The 22,384-nt window shown below is 43.3% G+C and carries 20 protein-coding genes; 8 read left to right on the top strand and 12 right to left on the bottom strand.

Translation table 11 applies throughout. The annotated features are described in order from the left end of the window. The first annotated feature begins 21 nt into the window (after positions 1-21). The 5 genes from NST09_RS02235 to NST09_RS02215 all read left to right on the top strand — a co-directional run bounded on the left by NST09_RS02235 (position 22) and on the right by NST09_RS02215 (position 5,400). Positions 22-396: a hypothetical protein gene (locus NST09_RS02235; protein ID WP_060832085.1), complete on the top strand. Its 375-nt coding sequence runs from the start codon at positions 22-24 to the stop codon at positions 394-396. Between the two features lie 138 nt (positions 397-534). Next, entirely contained in the window at positions 535-1,401 is an 867-nt protein-coding gene (locus tag NST09_RS02230) for a TetR/AcrR family transcriptional regulator (protein ID WP_231131664.1), read from the top strand. 16 nt (positions 1,402-1,417) lie between these two features. Then, on the top strand, positions 1,418-2,851 hold the full coding sequence (locus NST09_RS02225; protein WP_007498149.1) for an MDR family MFS transporter: 1,434 nt from the start codon (positions 1,418-1,420) through the stop codon (positions 2,849-2,851). A 174-nt stretch (positions 2,852-3,025) separates the two neighbouring features. Beyond that, positions 3,026-4,402, top strand: coding sequence for an aspartate kinase (locus NST09_RS02220; RefSeq protein ID WP_008347247.1), 1,377 nt, complete (start codon positions 3,026-3,028; stop codon positions 4,400-4,402). 152 nt (positions 4,403-4,554) lie between these two features. Next, positions 4,555-5,400, top strand: a complete 846-nt coding sequence (locus NST09_RS02215; protein WP_025206746.1) for a GAF domain-containing protein — start codon at positions 4,555-4,557, stop codon at positions 5,398-5,400. 32 nt (positions 5,401-5,432) lie between these two features. On the opposite strand, the gene NST09_RS02210 is transcribed toward NST09_RS02215, so the two are convergent. The 10 genes from NST09_RS02210 to NST09_RS02165 all read right to left on the bottom strand — a co-directional run bounded on the left by NST09_RS02210 (position 5,433) and on the right by NST09_RS02165 (position 16,378). Next, a complete protein-coding gene (locus NST09_RS02210) occupies positions 5,433-6,860 on the bottom strand; it encodes a HAMP domain-containing sensor histidine kinase (RefSeq protein ID WP_108611489.1) in 1,428 nt (475 codons plus the stop codon). After that, the gene (locus tag NST09_RS02205) at positions 6,850-7,545 is read right to left on the bottom strand and encodes a response regulator transcription factor (RefSeq protein ID WP_017358523.1); all 696 of its coding nucleotides are present in this window, start codon (positions 7,543-7,545) and stop codon (positions 6,850-6,852) included. Before NST09_RS02205 ends, NST09_RS02210 begins: the two co-directional genes overlap by 11 nt. Positions 7,546-7,757: 212 nt before the next feature. Beyond that, a complete protein-coding gene (locus NST09_RS02200) occupies positions 7,758-9,092 on the bottom strand; it encodes an MmgE/PrpD family protein (RefSeq protein ID WP_342493303.1) in 1,335 nt (444 codons plus the stop codon). Beyond that, positions 9,083-10,240, bottom strand: coding sequence for an amidohydrolase (locus tag NST09_RS02195; protein ID WP_342493302.1), 1,158 nt, complete (start codon positions 10,238-10,240; stop codon positions 9,083-9,085). The genes NST09_RS02200 and NST09_RS02195 overlap by 10 nt, the downstream gene beginning before the upstream one ends. Positions 10,241-10,273: 33 nt before the next feature. Next, positions 10,274-11,020, bottom strand: coding sequence for an amino acid ABC transporter ATP-binding protein (locus tag NST09_RS02190; RefSeq protein ID WP_007498162.1), 747 nt, complete (start codon positions 11,018-11,020; stop codon positions 10,274-10,276). Between the two features lie 12 nt (positions 11,021-11,032). Beyond that, complete coding sequence (locus tag NST09_RS02185) at positions 11,033-11,707, bottom strand: amino acid ABC transporter permease (RefSeq protein WP_007498163.1); 675 nt, start codon at positions 11,705-11,707, stop codon at positions 11,033-11,035. 24 nt (positions 11,708-11,731) lie between these two features. Further along, positions 11,732-12,526: an amino acid ABC transporter substrate-binding protein gene (locus NST09_RS02180; RefSeq protein ID WP_008347268.1), complete on the bottom strand. Its 795-nt coding sequence runs from the start codon at positions 12,524-12,526 to the stop codon at positions 11,732-11,734. Positions 12,527-12,548: 22 nt separating this feature from the next. Next, the gene (locus tag NST09_RS02175) at positions 12,549-13,052 is read right to left on the bottom strand and encodes a GNAT family N-acetyltransferase (protein ID WP_007498165.1); all 504 of its coding nucleotides are present in this window, start codon (positions 13,050-13,052) and stop codon (positions 12,549-12,551) included. A 17-nt stretch (positions 13,053-13,069) separates the two neighbouring features. Continuing rightward, positions 13,070-14,395: an LLM class flavin-dependent oxidoreductase gene (locus NST09_RS02170; RefSeq protein ID WP_342493301.1), complete on the bottom strand. Its 1,326-nt coding sequence runs from the start codon at positions 14,393-14,395 to the stop codon at positions 13,070-13,072. A gap of 198 nt (positions 14,396-14,593) precedes the next feature. Then, positions 14,594-16,378: a right-handed parallel beta-helix repeat-containing protein gene (locus NST09_RS02165; protein ID WP_342493300.1), complete on the bottom strand. Its 1,785-nt coding sequence runs from the start codon at positions 16,376-16,378 to the stop codon at positions 14,594-14,596. 263 nt (positions 16,379-16,641) lie between these two features. Between NST09_RS02165 and NST09_RS02160 the strand changes: the two genes are divergently transcribed. Next, positions 16,642-18,135 carry a peptide MFS transporter gene (locus tag NST09_RS02160; RefSeq protein WP_241511730.1) on the top strand — a complete coding sequence of 498 codons (1,494 nt, stop codon included), beginning with the start codon at positions 16,642-16,644 and terminating at the stop codon, positions 18,133-18,135. A 44-nt stretch (positions 18,136-18,179) separates the two neighbouring features. On the opposite strand, the gene NST09_RS02155 is transcribed toward NST09_RS02160, so the two are convergent. Both NST09_RS02155 and NST09_RS02150 read right to left on the bottom strand, forming a co-directional pair. Beyond that, positions 18,180-19,571 carry an amino acid permease gene (locus tag NST09_RS02155; protein ID WP_046344933.1) on the bottom strand — a complete coding sequence of 464 codons (1,392 nt, stop codon included), beginning with the start codon at positions 19,569-19,571 and terminating at the stop codon, positions 18,180-18,182. Between the two features lie 327 nt (positions 19,572-19,898). Continuing rightward, entirely contained in the window at positions 19,899-20,519 is a 621-nt protein-coding gene (locus NST09_RS02150; protein WP_342493299.1) for an alpha/beta fold hydrolase, read from the bottom strand. A 361-nt stretch (positions 20,520-20,880) separates the two neighbouring features. Between NST09_RS02150 and tcyA the strand changes: the two genes are divergently transcribed. Then, positions 20,881-21,696 carry a cystine ABC transporter substrate-binding lipoprotein TcyA gene (tcyA, locus tag NST09_RS02145; protein WP_007498178.1) on the top strand — a complete coding sequence of 272 codons (816 nt, stop codon included), beginning with the start codon at positions 20,881-20,883 and terminating at the stop codon, positions 21,694-21,696. After that, positions 21,683-22,375, top strand: coding sequence for an amino acid ABC transporter permease (locus NST09_RS02140; protein ID WP_017366604.1), 693 nt, complete (start codon positions 21,683-21,685; stop codon positions 22,373-22,375). The genes tcyA and NST09_RS02140 overlap by 14 nt, the downstream gene beginning before the upstream one ends. Positions 22,376-22,384 lie beyond the last annotated feature (9 nt).

Genomic DNA, 22,384 nt, shown 5'->3' with positions numbered 1-22,384 from the left:
TTTTGAAGGGAAGAACCTTATTTGACACGGACAATATGGACTTGCTTATTCATGCTCTTATTGGCAACGAGCTTATGCGCCTGCCAATCTGTTCAGCAATTTGAGTCAAAACCACCTAGTGCAGAAGAGTTATTAGCTCTCGATCCACAGGCAGATTTATTTCAATGGGAAGAAACGATCTATGAAACAAACATAGATTGGACAAAATCATTAAATGTAACAAAACATCAGCAAGTAGGTGTCATTCAGAAAACAGCTGCCACACATTTTGAACATGGAACAGCTTCTCGGTTGAAAAAAGGAACCGCTATCTACTCTGTCAAGGAGCGGGAAGATCTTTTAATCGTCGAACGTAACGGACAGATCCACATATATGCCGCACATGCGGAAGGATAAATACCTGTCATTGGGGCAGGTATTTTTTTAAGTTCATTTTCTTGTCATGTGCCATTGGTTTTGTTATCATAGCAAAAGTGACCACTCGGTTTCCATTGTGACCATATGGTTTTGCCGATTCGGAAAGGACTTATGAAGATGAACGAAAAGCAAGAAGAGATTTTGCGGGTGTCGAAGAAATTATTTTCTCAAAAAGGCTATATGAGTGTCTCCATGCAGTCAATTGCTGATGCCTGTAAAATATCAAAAGCGTCTATTTATAAACTGTTTGATTCAAAGGAAGCTCTTCTATTGGAACTGATTAAATACAATCAGCGCAAAATGAGAGAGATTTCTCAGATCATTCATTCCGAAACGACGCTGTCCAAAAAGGAAAAATTCACAAAAAAAATTAAGCTTGAGCTTGAAGAGTTTAAAGAGAATCATAAATTTTTGAATATGCTGTCCTTTGAAGCTTTTTCACAGCATTCGCCCATCGTCATTAAGCATTTACGTGAGACACGCTCCATTATCATGCAGCGGCACAGAGACATCATTTTAAGCACATATGGTGAATCTGTTGCGCCTTATGTGTGGGATCTTGTGATTGTCCTCAACGGATTAATGAGAGAATTCATCTTGATGTTGGCGATTGAGCACAAGAACATCCAATTAGAAAATGCCGCCGAAATGATCATCGGTGTGATGGACCGTGTATCAATAAAGCCTTGCTCCATTGAGCCTGTGCTAACAGATCAGCTGATGGACTCTTATTTGCTTTCCACACAGGAAGAATATGATGAAGAAAAGCTTGTCATCTCGTACTTAACAAAGATGAAACAAGAGCTTCACACACTAGCAAACGGAGAAGAAAAGGACGATCTCCTCTCTGCGTTTGAACTGCTGAGTCAAGAACTGTCAAAGGACCAACCGAGAACCTTTTTAATCAGCTCATTGCTTGATTATTTAGGCAAACACAGCGTTTTATCTCAAAACGTGTCACAGCTGAAAAGCATTATTTTATAGATAAAGAAGGGATAATATGAACCAATCAACAACATCGTATAACCGGTCTGTGATTGTTGGGATTTTCCTCGTTGGGGCGTTCGTTGCGATCTTAAACCAAACGCTTCTCATTCCAGCGATCCCGCATATCATGGAAGAGTTCAATATTGATGTCAGTAAAGGCCAATGGCTGACCACAGCCTTTATGCTGACAAACGGGATTCTCATCCCAATTACGGCCTTTTTAATTGAGAAATTTTCAAGCCGTTCCTTAGTCTTAACGGCTCTTAGCATTTTTACAGCAGGTACCATTCTTGCTTCGTTCGCCACGAATTTCCCGGTGCTTCTTGCAGCACGTATCGTCCAGGCAGCTGGCGCAGGGATTTTAATGCCGCTCATGCAAACGATCTTTTTAACCATTTTCCCAAAAGAAAAACGCGGGCAAGCCATGGGTATGGTCGGACTAGTGATTTCATTCGCACCGGCTCTTGGACCAACACTTGGCGGCTGGATTGTCGATTCCTTTAGCTGGAAGTTCTTATTCTATATTGTTCTTCCAATCGGTATTATTGATCTCATTCTTGCTTTCTTCTTAATGAAAAATGTCACACAGCAAAGAGACACTCGTATCGATGTCTTATCGGTGATCCTGTCTTCCTTCGGATTTGGCGGACTGCTGTACGGATTTTCAAGTGTCGGAACGTATGGCTGGACGAGTGCGACCGTTCTGATTTCACTCATTGTCGGCGCTGTGAGCTTGTTCTTCTTTATCCTGCGTCAGTCGAATTTGAAAAGACCCATGCTTGAGTTTGGCGTCTTTAAGTTTGCGATCTTTAGCTTAACGACCTTCCTCGGTATGCTCGTCTTTGCCTTACTGATTGGAACAGAGACGATTTTGCCGCTCTATACGCAGAATGTCAGAGGGTTATCTGCCCTTGATACAGGGCTGATCTTATTGCCAGGGGCTCTCTTTATGGGATTCCTATCGCCGATTATCGGACGAATTTTTGACAAAGTAGGCGGTAAAGGGCTGGCTCTAGGCGGATTTACGATATTAGCTGTCACTTCCCTGCCATTTATGATGCTCAGCCTTGATTCATCGATTACCCTCATTACAGTGGCCTACACACTTCGCTTAATCGGGGTTGGAATGATCATGATGCCGCTGACAACAGCCGGTATTAACTCGTTACCACCGCATTTGATTCCGCACGGGACAGCAATGAATAATACGATGAGACAAATGGGCGGCTCTATCGGGACGGCTGTGCTTGTCTCCATTATGAGCAGCTCTGCTGCCAATGCAGCATTATCCGATCCAATGAAGTCAGCCGTTCATGGCATGAATACGTCATTTATCGTGTCTGGTGCTATTGCGGTCATTGGACTCGTCCTTTCATTCTTCTTAAAAGAAAAACGTAAAAACAAAGTGATGAAGCAGGAGTTATCTTCTTCGTCCTCTTCTTCATAAAGACAAAGAGCTCGGCATATCGCCGGCTCTTTTTTCATCTATGCACACATAACGTCTTCCCCAAAAATACATTTGTTCATTCAGAGAAGAAAAACCTTGATAATTTGAAGAAAAGAGTTGATAATAGAAACTATTCAATTTGTGAGAAAATTTTTACTATAGGAGATGTATGCATTGAAGGTCGTTAAATTTGGTGGCAGTTCTCTTGCTTCTGGCAAGCAACTGCAAAAGGTATTTGACATTGTCACAGCAGATCCAGCTCGAAAAGCAGTCGTTGTTTCCGCACCAGGAAAACGGCATTCAACGGATACGAAGGTCACCGATCTATTAATTAGCTGCGGTGAACAATATTTACGTTTAGGTGAAGCACACGATTTACAAGAAGCTGTCATCGAGCGATATGCCTCGATTGCGGATGAGCTGGGGTTAGGTCATGACATTATTGACACCATCCGGCAAGATGTAAACACGTTATTACAGGCTGATTCTTCTCATCCTGAGCGTTATCTTGATGCGATTAAAGCAAGCGGTGAAGATAATAACGCAAAGCTGATTGCAGCCTACTTTCAGCATCAAGGCGTCGAAGCGCACTATGTGAATCCAAAAGAAGCCGGTCTATTTGTCAGCGACGAGCCTGGTCAAGCGCAAGTCCTTCCAGAATCGTATGATCATTTGTACAAATTAAGAGAACGCTCTGGCATCATTGTGTTCCCTGGCTTTTTCGGTTTTAGTCTAGCGGGTGATATCGTCACTTTTTCCCGCAGTGGATCAGACATTACCGGTTCCATTTTGGCAAATGGACTGAAGGCAGATGTGTATGAAAACTTTACGGATGTGGATGCAGTCTACGCCGTCAATCCAACGATCGTTCATGAACCAAAGGAAATCACAGAGCTGACATATCGTGAAATGCGTGAATTGTCCTATGCGGGTTTTTCTGTATTTCATGATGAGGCACTTATTCCAGCCTTTCGGGCAGGCATTCCTGTTCAGATTAAGAACACCAATAATCCAACGGCCAAAGGTACGAAAATTGTAAATCAACGGGATCATACGAATGGCCCTGTTGTGGGAATCGCATCAGACAATGGATTTTGCAGTATTTATATCTCCAAGTATTTGATGAACCGAGAAGTGGGCTTTGGACGTAAAGTGTTGCAAACGTTAGAGGAATATGGACTTACGTATGAACACGTGCCTTCTGGCATTGATGATATGACCATTATTTTAAGACAGGATCAGCTGGAGGAGCAGCAGATTGAACAAGAGCTTTTAGACCGATTAAAGCTTGTACTTGATGCAGATGAAGTGGTTCTAGAGCGGAACCTCTCGCTTATTATGGTCGTAGGAGAAGCGATGCGTCATAATGTTGGTACAACAGCAAGAGCGGCAAAAGCGCTGTCAAAAGCCAAAGTGAATATTGAAATGATCAACCAAGGCTCTTCAGAGGTGAGCATGATGTTTGGCGTCAAAGCGGCTCAAGAAAAAGAAGCCGTTCAAGCCTTATATGAGGAATTTTTCTCTATGTCCACGGTGCCTGTCTCCATTTAATCAGCAGACTGTCAGATCTCCGGATCGGCAGTCTTTTTGATCTCGCACGATTTGCGCATTAAAGTATATCTATTTCTCGTTTGATTTTGTATGATAGAGACAAATCAACTATTGTTCCGGCCATTGATCGGAGCTACAAGGAGTCCTAATCCATGCCTCGTCAACAACTATTAAAACAGTTTCGCAATTTTCATGATGCTTCTACAAGTATTTTAAACATGATGAGTCAATTCATTCATGTGAATACACTGTTTATTGCTAAAAATGATCAAAACACCAATCAGATTGTGAAAGTGCTAAATCAAGACGAGCAGCTTCTTGAAGAAGGGGAAGAAAATCCTTACGAGAAGACATTTTGCAAGCTGGCGGTCGATCATCGCGATACGCTGTTGATCCCTGATATCCGCTTGGACGAGCGTTCAAAAAACTTAGACGTCACGAAACAGCTGCAAGGCGGATCATTTATTGGGGTTCCCATCGATTTTACTGATGGTACGAACTATGGAACCATTTGTGGACTTGATCTAAGGCCGCAGCAATTTACAGAAGAGCATGTTCATATGTTTGAAACGATGGCATCTTTGTTGAGTTACGTCTTAGAACTCGACCAGGCCAATCGGCAGATTCAGCAATTATCTGTACCGATCGTACCTGTTGTTGACGGTGTCGCCGTGCTCCCTCTTCTTGGTGATATCGAAGAGACACGTGCGCAGCATATTTTAGAAACCATTTTACAGGAAAGCTACAGGCTGTCGCTCTCTCATTTGGTCATTGATGTTTCAGGGACAAAACGACTCAATGAACAAAGCATTCAATACTTGGTCAGCTATGCGCAAACGTTAAGACTTTTAGGCATTTCAGCTGTTTTAACAGGAATTAAGCAAGACCTTGCGCTAAATGCGATTCAATCGAATATTTCATTTAAAGACATCACCATTCGTAAGGATTTACCGCAGGCACTTGCTCATATCGGCCTAACGTTCTCCAAAACAGAATAAGTGATGATACACCAAAAAGGGCTAAACCGAGTTTAGCCCTTTTCTTGTGGTAGCGGTAAACGAATGATAAATGTTGTTCCCTTATGTTTTTCGCTTTTTAAATCAATCTGTCCGTCATGCAAGTCCACAAGCTGCTTGACAATCGACAGGCCAAGTCCGTATTCTCCATATGGTGTATTCGTTCTCGAAATATCCGCTTTATAAAAACGTTCCCAAATGTGTTTGACTTCTTCAGGTGCAATGCCGATCCCCGTGTCTTCTACTTCAATGATCGTTTCCCCATTCTCTTCTTTCCCTCTCAAAGAAATACGGCCGCCTTCTGTAAATTGAATGGCGTTCTTTGTGATGTTGACGAGAATTTGAATGAGCCGGTCATAATCTGCGTATACCTTTTGTTGAGGGTGAACCTCTACCATGAGCTGATTGTTTTTCTCTTCAGCCATTCGGCTCAGCTGCTCCTTAATCACTTCAAACGTATCAATGAGTGGATAGTGAAATTTTTGAAGGGTGATTTGATTCGACCTGATTTTCTCATAATCCATATTTTCATTGACGAGACGCAGCATTCGTTTTGTCTCATCAGTGATGAGCGCATAGCATTTCTCTTTCTCTTCTGCCGGCACATCCGCAGTATTCAGCCATTCGACCAATCCTCGAATGGTCGTCAGCGGTGTTTTCAATTCGTGAGACACATCTGCGATGAATTGTCGCCTACGCTTTTCGAGCCGGTCAATTTCCTCTCTTGACCGTTGAAGACGATTGGCCATCATATTAAAATCCTCACCTAGTGTGCCAATTTCATCAAGGTGTTTGTTTTCAAGATGAATGTTGTAGTCACCATGCGCAATTTTCTCAGTTGCCTCTCTCAGTTTTTTGATACGATTCACATGGAACTTCGACAGAAACAGACTGAGAATAAAGGTAATCGTCAATGCCACAAACACGATGATATATAAATACCGATTCATTTGAGCAATCAGCTCTTCTGCTCCTTGAATAGGAGCTATGAGCACCACCCCGCCCTTCAGCTTTCCGTCTTCCATGACAGGAAGTGCCACAAGTGATGCTTCTTGATCAAGCCGGCGTGAATCACTTCGCTTGACAATAATTTCTTCTCCTTTTGCGAGCTTGGCCCACAAATCTTTTGTGAGTAACGCTTCATGCGGCGGCATCTCTTGCTGCTGAGATAGCACAGTCCCTTTTTCATCAAAGACGAAAAAACGGATTTGTCTCGTCGAAAGAATGTCTTCAAATGGACGCAAACGGAAGTTCATCTCGGCTTTCGACAATTGTTTAAAATTCTCCAAAATTTCATTCCCATACGAACTCATTTCGTCTACCCTATTTTGATAAGCAATATCTTTCACAAAATGAGACATCAAGGTGCTGATAATAATGATGGCAATGAGCAATAACCCAAGGTGACTAATCAGCAACTGGTAAAAATATTTAATCTTCATCGAACTTATACCCTACGCCCCATACCGTATACAGAAAGGGCTTAGGTCCGTCTCCGATTTTTTGACGCAATCGTTTAATATGAACATCAACTGTTCGTTCATCACCATAAAATTGGTATCCCCAAATTTGCTCAAGCAATTGTTCTCGTGAAAATACTTGCCGAGGATGCTGTATAAAAAAGCACAGCAAATCGTATTCCTTTGGTGTTAAATTTTCGATCCGTTTCCCCTCTAGAAACACTTCTCTCGTTTTTTTATCTAACTGAAAATGTTCGGTCTCTAGCCGTTCACCCTCTTTCGCTCCTTCTTGAGTAGATGTTGTTTGAGCAAAACGTCGTTTCACTGCTTTGATTCTTGCCATTAAGGTGAGCGGACTAAAGGGTTTTGTCACATAATCATCAGCCCCAAGATCGAAGCCCAGCACCTGATCAGATTCCGTTTCCTTTGCTGTCAGCATAATAATCGGAACATCACTAATCTGGCGGACTTTTTGACAAATGGTCAGACCATCCATTGAAGGAAGCATGACATCTAAAATGAGCAGATCCCAATCCTCCTCTTGCTTAAATCGATTCAATCCTTCTAATCCATCATGGACGAATTCCGCTTGAAATCCTTCTCGTTGAAAAAACATATCCGTCATTGTACAAACACTCTGGTTATCTTCAATCATTAATATTTTCATCATCAGCCTCCGCTGTTGCCTTTGTTTTTCTTTATGTAGCTTTATTTTACATGTTCCTTCTCAAATCTCAATTGGATTGATACGATTTCATGAACTTATCATGCTTTGGTCATCTTTTATTCATACTTTTTGATGGAGCTAGGTGTCGAGGTGAGCCGCATTGATTTTTGTTATGAAAAAAAGCTCATCTGATTGATGAGCCCTTTTCCTTGTCATGCCAGCAGTTGCAAGTAAGCAGTGTCATTCCCCTCTTCAACCGCCTGTAAAAGCTGCTTTGCCTGTGATGTGCTGGTGACGCTGCTTAACTTTTGTATGATGTCTTCTGTCGATAACGCACAGCCTGGTGCTCCCCGAGGGATATCGACCCGTTTGCTGATGGTGGTGCCGTCAGATAAGTTGAGCTTTACAATCGTAAAACGTCCTTTTGGTACTGCGTCTGGATGGGGATTTATCGTTTGATCATATACTCTATTTACCCGCTTCATCCATGTCCGCAGCTCTGGTGAAATGGCTTTTTTCGTAAAAGCATCCAGTGATAAAGGTTGTCCAAACACCGCTAATGCGATGACATACTCGACACTAAATCGTCCCTCTTCTCCCGTCAAAGGTGCCCGCTCCGTGAGTGCTGCATCACCGCCAGGCGGAAACATGACGTCGACCTGTACGATCTTCTCCTGTAAGGAAGAGTGTTCTTGTACTAATGACTCGATCGCATCGGCTGCATGATGCGCCGCTGAACAGAACGGATAGACTTTGAACCATAGACCTGGCGACACGATACGCCACGCAGTGCCATAGTCCTCTAGCAGACGTCTTTCCGCTAGTTTCTGATCCCCATAGAGAGAAAAGAAGCCCAGCTCTCCATCCAGAAGCGATTCACTCCCGCCAAAACCTGAGCAAGCTAAATCCATGGACCATACGGCGGTTTGAGCGGCGAGGCCAGCTTGTAATGGTTTCATATCAGCCCCAAACTGCTTTCGCATTCCAGCTGATTGCGCACCTGCAAAGCCGATCGCTTTCGCCAGCTCTTTCTGTGAAACTTGTTTCAAATAACCAATCGCACAGACCGCTGCAATGGCTCCGAGAGTTCCGGTATTATGCCAGCCCCTCTCATAATGCGACTTGCCGATGGATTCACCTAGCCTTGCCATCACTTCGACGCCAGTAATGTAGGCTGCTAGAAATCGATCACCGTACGACTCCCCGTTGGTCAGCTGGGAAAGCAAGGCCGGAATGATCACCGCACTTGGGTGTCCTCTCACATCAGAATGCACATCATCATAATCAAGGGCGTGAATCAAGTAGCCATTTAGCATGGCTGCGGATTGGCGGCTGACCTTCTTCCCTTGTCCAATGACGGGAATTTGAGCTGCTCCGCCTTCTTGTTCCACAAGTGCTATGAGCTTTTGAATTCCTTCATCCTCTTTCGCGGCAAGCGCTGCCGCCGCAGCATCTAATAGACCGTTTCGAGCCATTTGAACGGCTCGTTGATCTTGCAGCGGATCAGCAGAGAGCACTGCCTCTGCGAGCTGTTTCGTTAGTTCCATGATCGTGACTCCAATGCCCGAACCGCAAGCTCTGCAAAGAAGGCAGCAGCGACTGGAAGTGCCTCTTCATTTAACGTAAAGGCAGGGTGATGCCATTCCTCGGTACCGCTTGTCCCCATCCAGACGAAAAAGCCTGGAATGCGTTCTTGGTAAAGGGCAAAGTCTTCTCCGCCTGGTGACTGCTCTGCCTCTACTACTGCGAGATCAAGCGCTCCTGCCGTTTCTTCCACAACCTTTGTCAAACGCTCGTCATTCATCACAGAAGGCAAATACGGATGCCATTTCACATCTGCCTTTGCGCCAAACCCTTCTGCGATACCGCTCACGATTTGTTTCATGAGATCTGGAATCATCGCTCTCACTTCAGGTTCAAACGTCCGAACGGTCCCTTCCATCTCGACGCGATCAGGTATCACATTCCATGATGTGCCGCCTTGAATACGTGTGATGCTGACAACCGCATGATGCAAAGAACTAATGCGACGGCTGACAATTTGCTGTAGGGCGCTTGTGATCTGACCGCTGATGGCAATCGGATCAATTGTGTGATTTGGAATTCCAGCATGACCACCCGTTCCTTGAATGTCAATTTCAAAGCGATCGACGCTCGCCATTAATGCTTTTTCTCTTATCCCGATGGTGCCAACTGGCAGGTTAGGTTTATTGTGCATACCAAATATCGCATCCACTCCATTTAAGACGCCTGCCTCTATGACGTGTTTCGCTCCTTGCGCCACTTCCTCAGCCGGCTGGAACAAAATGCGCACTGTTCCCTTGAGCCCATGTTTCCGTTCGTTTAATAGGACGGCCGCACCAAAAATCGAAGCGGTATGGAAATCATGGCCGCATGCGTGCATTTTCCCTTGTATCTTTGAAGAAAATGGTTCGCCAGATGCTTCTTCAATTGGAAGTGCGTCAATATCGGCTCTCAGAGCAATCGTTGGTCCCTCTTGTTCTCCTTTGATTTCACAAACGACCCCTGTTTGAAGATCTGGGAAATTGAGTACTGTGATCCCTTCCTCTTGTAACCAGCCTCGTAGTTTTTTGGTCGTTTCATACTCTTCAAATGCCAGCTCTGGATGCTCATGAAGCGCTCGGCGTATGTTAATTAAACGTTTGTTTAAAGCTTCATTTCCTAATGATTTCACTGATACTCACCCCTCTAAAGAGTAAAAAGCAGCTTATGCTTCTTCAGCCGCTGCTTCTTTTTGGATAAATCGTTTTGTTCGTTCATTCTTCGTTTCGTCAAATAGTTCGGTTGGCGTTCCCTGCTCAATGATATGACCATCTGCCATAAAAATGACATGATCTGCTACTTCTCTTGCAAACGCCATTTCATGTGTCACGATGATCATCGTTGTTTCTTGAATGGCAATGGATTTAATCACTTGAAGCACACCTGAAACAAGCTCTGGATCTAGTGCTGACGTTGGTTCATCTAGCAGAATCGCATGTGGATCAACCGCTAAGGCTCGGGCAATTCCGATTCGCTGCTGCTGACCGCCGGATAGTGTAACCGGATAGCTGTCCGCTTTTTGTTCTAGCCCTACTTGTTTCAATAGCTTCATACCAATTTCATTTGCCTGCTGTTTTGTCATTTTTTTCGTCACAAGCAGTGACTCGGTAATGTTTTGCAAGGCTGTTTTGTTTTTGAATAAATTATAGTTTTGAAACACCATGGCCGTTTGCTGACGCAGGTGATGGGCTTCTTTACGTGTATATTTAGACGCATTCAGCTTCGCATCGCCAATTTCAATCGTACCTTCATCTGGCGTTTCTAATAGATTTAGACAGCGCAGCAATGTTGATTTACCGGAGCCAGAAGGTCCGATAATGGCCACAACCTGCCCTTTTTGCACGTCAAGATTAATTCCGTCTAAAACGACAAGGTCGCCGAATGATTTTTTCAAATTGGTGAGCTTGATCATGTCCACACCTCCTTAATTCCGGTAAGGTTTGCTGATTTTTCGTTCAAATAGGTCTTGCAGGAAACTATAAATGATGGTGAGCACCCAATACACAATGCCAACCGCTAAATACGTTTCAAAGTACTTATAGTTGGCCGATGCAATCATTTTCCCTTGCGCAAACATTTCTGCTACCCCAATGGTAAAGGCAAGCGATGTTTCTTTTAAAAGACCAATAAAGGTATTCCCCGTCGCTGGAATGGCATTTCTGACGGCCTGCGGGAAAATAATTCTGACGTAAGACTGCCATCTTGTCATGCCGACAGACAGGCACGCCTCAAGCTGCCCTTCATCCACTGAATTAAGAGCCGCTCTAAAAATTTCTGCTAAGTACGCTGAGTTTTTAATACTTAAACCGATAATGACCGCTGTTAAGGCATCCATTGAGGTCATCGCAGGGAATAGCTGCGGAAGACCAAAATAAATGAGAAAGAGCTGAACCAAAGTTGGAACCGCTCTGAAAAAAGAAATATACAGCTTGGCAAATTGGTATAAGACAGGTATCCGGTTTTTCGTTATAAGCGCGAATACCACACCAATGATAATGGCAAATACCATGGAGACAATCGCCATGAAGATCGTTATCGGCAAGTATTGAATCAAGGTTGGAAAAACCGTCACCATATACTGCCAATCAATGTGATTCATGTCTGCTTTTCACCGCCGCTGTTGTTATTTTTTAATCGGCACTGTGACATCGTCTTTGAAATATTTCTCAGACAATTTCTTCAGTGTTCCGTCTTCTCTTAATTCTTTGATCGCTTTATTGAATTCTTCTCTTAGCTTGTCGTGCTTTTCATCTTTGGCAAATGGGTAGCCGACTTCTTCATATACGATTGGGTTGCCGACGATTTTGAGTGGAAGTCCTGTTTTTTCAATTTGAGCTAACAAGACACTGCGTCCGTTGACGTAAGCATCTACACGACCATTTGCAACTTCATTTAAGACACCGTCTTGTGTTTCATATGTTTTGATGTTGATTTTCTTGTCTGGGTCTTTGCTCTCTAGGTTTTTGGCATGGTTTGAGCCAAGAACAGCCGCCACCGTTTTTCCTTTTAAGTCATCAAGTCCTTTAATGTCCTTGTTGTCCTTCTTGACAATGATTTGTGTTCCTGCGTATGCATACGTATCTGTAAAGTTGAACGTTTGTTTACGCTCATCTGTAATCGCAACTTGGTTTGATACGGTATCCAGCTTACCAGATGTCAGCTGGCCCATCAGTCCGCTGAATTCACTCAGCTGCCAGTCTAGTTTGTAGCCTAGCTTTTTCGCAATGGCTTCTGTGACCTCGACATCAAATCCTACTAGTTTGCCGTTTTCTTTATAAGCAAATGGATAGCTTTGGCCTGTAGCGCCCACTTTAAGAACTTTCTCATCTTTGCCTTCACTCTGATTACCCCCGCCGCATGCCGCTAACACCGCAAGCATTGCCGCAAATAAAACAACTAGCCACTTTTTGTTTTTCATGTTCGTACACCCTTCTTTCCTCTTATGGTTGTGTAATATCTGATCGTAATTGTTTTTTAAAATAAATGGTGATATGGCCTTTGCCTAGATCCTTTTCACCTGCTCTGACATAGCCTTTACGCTCATACATGTCCATGAGCCACGGATGCTTATCAGCTGTACCGAGAGAGACATACGGTACCTTTAGTGTGTCCCTTAGCACTTCCGTTTCAACCCACTCAAGCAAGGCTGAGCCTGTGCCTTTTTTTGCCGCTGGTTCTGAAGCAAACCACCATATATGCGGAACGCCGAATGGTCCTGGCTGTTCTCCCCAAGGCATACGGAGTGATAAGGTGGAGAGAAGCTCTCCGTTTTCTTCCATTACATAGCAAAGGTTCTTTTGTACATTTTTCTGAACGAGGGCGATATCTGCATGTGCTGCTTGGAACTGGATGCCGAGCTCACGAATCGGCTCATAGGCTCTTGTTGTCAGTTCAAGCAACGCTTCTATATCATCCTCAGTTGCCAGACGAAACGTATATCCCAACGTTAGTCACCTCACCTTTATGTCATGTAGCGATTTTTTGGCTGTTTTAATCCGAGATTTTCTCGTAAAGTTTGTCCTGTGTATTCTGTTTTGAACAGGCCTCTTTCCTGAAGGATCGGAACGACGCGGTCTACGAAGGCATCAAGTCCTTCTGGCAATAATGGCGGCATCACGTTAAAACCGTCGGCTGCTTCCTCAACGAGCCATGTCTCCATCACATCTGCTAGTTGCTCTGGTGTTCCAATGAAGATATGGTGCCCACGGGAACCTGCAACAGATTGGTAGAGCTGGCGAATGGTCAGGTTGTCCTTTCTCGCCATATTCATCACAAGGTCAAAGCGGCTTTTCACGGCATTTGACGCGCTTGGATCAATCTCTGGAAGCGGTCCGTCTAGTGGATACTGCGAAAGATCAATACCCCCTAAGTAGTTTTGTAAAATGCTAAGGCCGATCTCTGGAACAATCAGCTCTTGTAATTCTTGATACTTCGCTTTTGCTTCTTCGACAGTATCGGCAATGATTGGGAAGATGCCCGGCATGATGCTGACATCCTCTCTAGCTCGTCCAGCAGCCTCTACTTTTCCCTTCAAGCTTTGGTAAAATTCCTTCGCTTTGTCGAGATCGTTTTGTGCCGTAAAAATAAGCTCAGCCGTTTTAGCCGCAAGCTTTTGACCATCTTCAGAAGACCCTGCTTGAATGATCACCGGCTGTCCTTGAGGGGTGCGTGATACGTTAAGCGGACCCCGTACGGAGAAAAATTCACCTTTGTGCTGCAGCTCATGAAGCTTACTAGACTCAAAGAATTCTCCTGTTTCTTGGTTTCTGATAAGTGCGTCCTCTTCCCAAGAATCCCACAGACCTTTGACGACATCGACGAATTCTTCAGCTCGCTCGTATCGTTTGTGGTGCGCTAAATGCTCTTCTCCGCTAAAATTTTTCGCTGTTTCTTCAATAGAAGACGTGACCACATTCCATGCTGCTCGTCCGCCTGATAAATGATCGAGTGAGGCAAACTGTCTCGCAATATGGAATGGCTCACTGTATGTAGTTGATGCTGTTGCTGCTAAACCAATTGTTGAGGTAGACTCTGCAATCGAAGAAAGCAGGGTGAGCGGTTCAAATCTCGTTAATACATTTGGATGAGATGTATGATTAATTGATAAGCTGTCGGCTAAAAAGAGCAAATCCAGCTTCCCTTCCTCGGCCTTTTTCGCTAATTGTTTAAAGTAATCAAGATTCATGGCTGCGTCTGGTACTGCTTTCGGATGTCTCCAAGAGGCGACATGATGTCCAGTTCCTGCGATGAATACGCCTAGCTTGAGCTTCCGTTTCGGCTGTGACACTTGTTCTTCATCCTTTCTATATCTTCCTTGTATCAAGTGATTATTTTACAAGATACATTTTTCTGATTGAATTAATCGGTTTTATCCATAAAAAAAGGGCAAATGTTGTGAAAAATGAAAAATAATTATTACTATATGCCCTTTTTACATGATTGTCAACCGCCTTCTGAACCTCCAAAAAAAGGGATTTACAGGCGTTTAGGGCGGATCAATTTCAATATTTCCGATGAGCCGGTCCGTGGAGTGCGTCATCAATTGACTGCGCTCTAGTACGTTATGGGCAATCACCGAATGAGTGGAAGATACGGTGCGGACGGCAATCGCTTTTTGAGGAGAGAGATTAATGATGTTATTCCGTAGCACACGTGCTGAGACAACCTCATCAAGAAAAACGGCTGTCGGCTGTCCGATCGAACGATTTAAATAAAAGCGGTTATCTCCAATTTGGGGTGAGCCATTTTTAATATACATCACCACATATAAGGACGTTTCTTCAAAGGAATTGTCTTTAATCTCTAAAGGAGCGGTCGTATTGCTGTAGACGGCATAGTTTTGATAGTGCTTAAAACGATTCTGCCATATGAAAGCCTTTGCATTTCCTGTCACGCTGATCGTATACGAAGATGCGAGCTGTGAATGTCCTTCTTGAATAAAGTGATTGCCGTTGATCCCTGCTTCTCCCTCCTGCACCCATATCCCGCGGCTGAATTCCTTGAATTGATTATGCTGAATTAAGATATTCGTTCCTCTGACCATCGCCGCATCGATGACAGAGTAGACGGTATTGTTTGAAAAGACAATGCTGTCTGATTGATAAATACGCAGCGATGTACTTCTAAGCCGTGTGTTTGTCCCTGACTCAATATGGTTTCCTTCTATTAAAATACGATTGGCCATATAGACAGACACAGCCGCATCTTCAAAAAGACTGATTTTATTACCTGTGATGTGCACGCTGTCTCCCCTCACATCAATCCCCTTTTCAAATCCTTCAATCATATTGCCAATAATGATCACATTGTTTTCCGATTGATCAAGCGGCACGCCTAAGCTCGTAATCCCTGCTTTTGTCACGCCCCCTCCCACTGCACGAATCAAATTATTCGCAATGATCATTTCAGTGGCGAAGCCATAGGAGATACTGCTGTCCGTTTGATTGCCTTCAATGATCACACCATAGCCATTGAAATTATAGATAGAGCTGGCTGCGCCGCCTCTGACTATGTTGTTTCGAATTTGAATATTCAGCGGTTCCTCCAAGTTGGTCGCATTTTCCCCGTATCCTTCAATATCAATGCCCATTTTTGGCTCGACCCCGTTCACCCCTGCCCTTTCAAGCAAACAGTCTTCCACAATGACACCATCACAGCCTGTAATAGACATATTGTTTCGCCTTGAGTCAGTGATGGTGCAGCCAGAAATATGAATAGACGAAGCTGGCGAGTACGATTCGATATGTGTCAATAAACCGTGCGGACTGACAATGATACCGTCTCCCGTACAATTGTTGATTTGAACACGATCGATATTCACATGGGAAGCACCTTCAATACACACCCCGAAGCCCCATTCATGTGTTTTTCTTTCTGGCGGGAGTGCCTTGTACACATGCTCATCACGGTCGCCTTCAATCCGCCCGCCCCGAATGGTCACATGCTCTACCTCTCCAATATAGAAGGCTGCATATCCCCACGAATCATTTGGTTTCACTTTGATAACGGCATCTGATGCCATCTCAATACAAATATGACTTGGCACTCGTATGCCGGCATTACGAAAAGGAAAAAATTGATCCCCCCTGTACACCGCATCTATTAGATACGTTCCACTCGGCAACCAGACATGGGAGTAACCCTGTGCTTTTGTCCATTCCAGGCATTCGTTCAGTTTCGCTGTACAGTCCGTTTTCCCGTCAGCAATCACGCCAAAGTCTAATACATTGACAACGGGTTTCTTCAGATCAGTTTCATTTACATCCCCCAATGAAAACCCCTCCTTTTTACACATGTCCTCTTGTCATCCTATGCATGTGGGAAAGGTTTGCTTGTACGATATTTCAAATTTTATATAAATTCTTCTGGAATAACTTTCCGATGATTTTCACTTGAGCGAATTTTTCATTTTTTTGAGTCTTTACGCCTATTAAACTAACATTTTCCTGTTTTAGAATAGTTTTATATTGACACAAGAACTATACAAGAATATCATTTTTCTCATATCTCTTTTTTTAAGAAAGGATCTATGCCATGTCTACAATTGACCACGATAAAATTGTTAAAAGTGTTCCTCAAAAAGGGTTTTTTGGACATCCTAAAGGACTTTACACACTGTTTTTCACTGAATTTTGGGAGCGTTTTTCTTATTATGGCATGCGTGCACTGCTTATTTATTATATGTACACAGAGGTGACAAAAGGCGGTCTTGGTTTCGACCAGACAACCGCTAATTCGATCATGTCTGTCTATGGTGCGCTTGTCTACATGTCAGGTATTATTGGCGGATGGCTCGCCGACCGGGTATTTGGTTCGTCCAGTACGGTCTTTTATGGCGGGGTATTCATTATGCTTGGTCATGTCATTTTGGCACTACCTAGCGGAGCAACAGCGCTCTTTATTAGTATGGGGCTGATTATTATTGGGACAGGTCTCCTAAAGCCGAACGTATCAAACATAGTCGGTGACCTGTATACAAAAACAGACCCTCGCAGGGATTCTGGATTCAGTATTTTCTATATGGGGATCAATATGGGTGGTTTTATTGCCCCATTAATTGTCGGAACACTCGGTCAAAAAGTGAATTTCCACCTTGGTTTCTCACTCGCTGCCGTTGGTATGCTTGTTGGACTGATTACGTTTGTCATCACGAAAAAGCCGAATCTTGGACTTGCCGGCACTTATGTCACAAATCCACTATCAGCTACTGAACGCAAGAACTTCAAAATTTTCGGTACATTGATCGTGATTGTACTTGCTGTTTTTGCTGTCATCGGCATTCAAACAGGAGCGCTCACGATTAATCTATTCACTTGGTTTGTCAGTGTCCTTGGTGTGCTGATTCCAATTGTTTATTTTATTGTGATGTATTTTAGTAAAAAAACGAGTGCAGTGGAGCAGTCGAGGGTCCTCGCTTATATTCCATTGTTCCTAGCTGCGGTGATGTTCTGGGCCATTCAAGAACAAGGCTCAAATATTTTAGCCACATATGCAGATCAGCGAACAAACTTGAATTTCCTTGGCATGACATTAGCCTCTTCTTGGTTCCAATCATTGAACCCAATCTTTATTGTGCTCCTGTCACCAGTATTTGCTTGGTTATGGGTCAGACTTGGTAAGAAACAGCCGTCTACCCCGATTAAATTCTCACTTGGCCTTCTGTTCGCAGGATTATCCTTTATCATCATGATCATTCCTGCCTACATGTCTGGACCAAATACACTTGTAAGCCCACTATGGCTCGTTCTAAGCTTCTTCCTTGTCGTGATTGGAGAGCTTTGCTTATCACCAGTTGGGCTGTCAGCGACAACAAAACTGGCACCTGCTGCCTTCTCAGCGCAAACGATGAGCCTTTGGTTCCTTTCAAATGCAATGGCACAGGCGATCAATGCACAAGTGGTCAAGCTGTTTGATAAAGTGCCAGAAACCGTCTATTTCGGGATCATCGGCATGCTCGCTATCGTTTTATGTGGCGCTATGCTTCTGCTTACACCAGTGATTAAGAAAGCGATGAAAGGCGTGCATTAAATTGAAAAAGAAGCCTCCCAAATGGGAAGGCTTCTTTTTTTGAATTAAAACCGAATCTCATCATCTCCGTGGATTTGCAACTGGAGCGGTTCACTTTTCACCTGATGTTTTTTCACATAGCGGTGATAGACAACATACCCAATGATCATGAGCGGTACGCCGACATACAGCCCAATCCGCTGCTCCGCATCAAAGGCAAGACTGATTAGCACAATCGAGTTCAGCGTGATCGCAATGATCGGCAGTACCGGATAAAGAGGGGTTTTAAATTTTAGGTTTTCCAGCTTTCCGCCTGCTTTCAAATATCTTCTGCGGAAAAGCAGCTGTGATAATGTAATCGTAATCCAGCCGGTTTGGGCACTCATGCCTGCAATAGACACGATCCAAGCAAAAACGGTTTTCTCTGCAAAGAATCCTGATAATAACGAAATACCTGTAAACAGGAAAGTGAGCAGTAAGGCATTCATCGGGATGCCCCGCTGATTGACTCGTCTAAACGCCTTCCCTGCCATTCCTTCCTTCGACAAAGAGTACAGCATTCTCGTAGAGGCATATAGGCCAGAGTTCGCCACAGATAATAAAGCAATGATAATGACAAAGTTCATGATATCTGCCGCATATGGAATGCCCGTTCTCTCAAACACAGTGACAAATGGGCTTTGCAGCACACTCGCTTCTTTCCAAGGCACCATGCCCGCTAAGACAAAAATAGATAAAACGAAAAAAACAAGTGTGCGCCAAACCGTCTGATGAATCGAGCGAGGCACGGTTTTCTCTGGATTTTCACTTTCTCCTGCCGCAATCCCGATCAGCTCCGTTCCTTGAAACGAAAAATTCACCGTGATCATCGTGACGACTACTGCGAGCAAGCCATTCGGAAACAGACCGTCACTCACAAAATGACTAAAGTAAGGAGCTGGTTCCCCGCTCGTCGTTTGAATAAAACCAAACATCGCCGCTCCGCCTACGCCAATAAATAGTAAGATGGCAACAATCTTAATGGTTGAAAAGAAAAACTCCGACTCCCCGAACGCTTTCGCTGACCTGGCATTTAATAAGAACAAACACAGCCCAAATATGAGACACCAAATCCACACATCCACTTGTGGAAGCCAGCGTCTCATCAGCTGCCCTGCTGATAAAAATTCCAGCGCCACAGTGGCTGCCCAGCCAAGCCAATAAATCCAGCCAACAGCAAATCCTGCTGCAGGACTCATAAATTTCGTCGCATACGTATGAAAAGACCCCGACACAGGAAGCGCGACTGAGAGCTCTCCAAGACACAGCATGGTTAAATACATAATCAATCCGCCCACAATATAGGAAAGAACAGCTCCAACTGGCCCTGCTTGTCCAATCGTATAGCCTGTTCCAAGGAAAAAGCCTGTCCCAATGACACCGCCAAGAGAAATCATAAATAAATGGCGGGAGGTCATCGCCCTTTTCAATTGTTCGGGCTGATTTTGTCCAACATCCACAATGATGCCCTCCTTCTTCTAAGATGTTCTGTTATCAAAACATGTCTCCATGTAATTATTCCATTTTCAAAACAACCTACTAATTATACATCTTTTATAATAAATATGCTTCCTTCTATCGTCACTGTTACAAAGTCTTTATTTTAGTAATGTTCGCACAACTATACGGTGATTTTGATCATTTGATAGGATGCCTAATATCCAACAGAATTGTACGAAAAAACCAGCATGCAAACTTACAGACACTGGTTTCATTTCCCTCTATTCGAGTCTCATTTCAAACAGTCATGAGTCATTTTCCTTTTGTAGACACTCTTTGATAAAAACATTTATTTCTTGAAAGCAGCGATTTTTAGATTCAGCGTGAAAAGTCGTAGAATCTGGATTGGCGAATCCATGCTGCCCCTTTACTATTTTCACGCAAAGCTTTTCCTTTTTCTCCAAAACATTCGCAACCTCCCGAGGGTTAAAAGATGCTTCAACTTCCGGGAAAAATAACAGCGTATTGCAGGCAGGCGTCATATCGAGAAAATCTCTTATCCTTGAACCATAAAATCCAATGACTCCGGTAAACAACTGATCATATTGGCTGCATTGCCAAGCAATTGTTGCCCCCACACTAAAACCTATCAGACATATGTCTCTCTCTGCATTTTTCGTTTTTAACTCTTTTGCCACATTCAATACGATCTTTACCGATTCATCAAAACCAACATTATTCATAAAGTAGTCATATGCCTCATTCTCACTGGCATAAGGGAAGTGTTTAGCCTGTCCTAATAAATGAGGACAATAAACCTCAAAACCAGCTTTGTCAAAATGATCGATCATACTCTTCATATGATCATTTATTCCGTATATTTCGTGTACTAAAATCATGACAGGTTTTTGTTTCGATGTATGCAAATGATCACACTTCCCTTTTATTCCGTTTGTTCACTGGAGGATCGTGTACTTTAAAAAGTCATTTAAGTCGACTGATCAACACCCACATAAACTTCTTTTGATGTGAAAATCATAGCATATTTTTCCATTAAATAGTCTATCTCACATTCTCATAAATCGAACTCTCTTCATCATCGTTTGAGAATGCGTTTGGTTTTATCCACCTTTTGTTTTGGGTATAGTTCTATCGTTTATCCGTTCAACCAGTTCAAGGCATAAAGTTGGTGAGATTCGCTCAAGCTAGTTTCAAATGCTTTACTTTTAGGTTGCTTCTCTGTAAGATCATATGTTGTAAATACCAACAAGAAAAGTGGGGAATAAAATGAAAAAAATGTTCTTTGCCATTATTTTAGGCGCTTGTGTTGCATTGATCACAGCATGTGGATCAGCTGCAAACGACAGCGCAAATAAACAATCTGGGTCTAAGGAATCAGGTGACCTTTGGAAGTCCATTCAGGATAAAGGCGTATTAACCATCGGTACAGAAGGTACATATGCTCCTTTCACCTTCCATGACAAAAAAACAGATAAATTAACTGGCTATGATGTCGAGGTCATCACAGAAGTCGCAAAACGTCTTGACTTAAAACCAGAATTCAAAGAAACACAATGGGACAGCATGTTTGCTGGTCTGAATTCTAAACGTTTTGATGTGGTAGCGAACCAAGTTGGTAAAACTGGACGTGAAAATCAATATGATTTCTCTGATAAATACACAACGTCTCAAGCCATTGTTGTGACAAAATCAGATAACAATGACATCAAGAAACTTTCTGATGTGAAAGGCAAAAAAGCAGCGCAATCATTAACAAGTAACTACAACAAATTAGCTACAGATGCTGGCGCTAAAATTGAAGGGGTTGAAGGTCTTGCACAATCCATTCAATTGATTCAGCAAGGGCGTGCTGATTTGACGTTCAATGATAAATTAGCTGTCTTGAATTACTTGAAAACAAGCGGTAACAAAAACCTAAAAGTTGCATTTGAAACAGGAGATCCACAAGAAACGTATTTTGCCTTCAGAAAAGGTAGCGGCGAAGTCGTTGACAAAGTGAATGGCGCATTAAAAGAAATGAAAAAAGACGGTACACTTGCTAAGATTTCTAAGAAATGGTTTGGTGAAGATGTTACAAAGTAATACCCTAGGAGTCGTCATTCCTTGGGATCTTCTTCAGCAATCTTTTTGGCCAATGGTGATGCAGGGGATTTATTATACAATCCCCCTTGCCATCATTGCCTTCATTATTGGTCTTTTTATCGCGCTTGTGACAGCTCTTGCTAGAATGTCTAAAATCAAAGCCCTCAGATGGATTTTCTCCATCTATGTGTCGGCCGTTCGCGGAACGCCGCTTTTTGTGCAATTGTTTATTATTTTCTATTTCTTTCCGACATTTAATATCACACTTGATCCATATCCAAGTGCTATCATCGCTTTTTCTTTAAACGTAGGTGCGTATGCTTCGGAAATTATCCGTGCATCCGTCCTATCTGTTCCAAAAGGACAATGGGAAGCGGGGTATTCGATTGGGATGACCCATCGCAAAACGCTCGTCCGCGTGATTTTACCGCAGGCAGTGCGTGTATCGATTCCGCCGCTGTCTAATTCATTCATTAGTTTGGTGAAAGATACATCACTTGCCTCCCAAATCCTTGTGGCTGAGATGTTCCGTAAATCACAGGAAATAGCTGCGGCGAACTTGGATCAAATTTTATTTATTTATATGGAAGCAGCCCTGATCTATTGGGTATTCTGCTTCATTCTATCGCTCGTTCAACACCAAATTGAAAAACGACTTGATCGATATGTCGCAAGGTAAGGAGGGAAC

This window comes from Bacillus sp. FSL W7-1346, from assembly GCF_038593335.1.
Classification (GTDB): domain Bacteria; phylum Bacillota; class Bacilli; order Bacillales; family Bacillaceae; genus Bacillus; species Bacillus altitudinis.
Note: the sequence above shows the minus strand (reverse complement) of the source record. Positions and strands in the feature narration are given on the sequence as shown.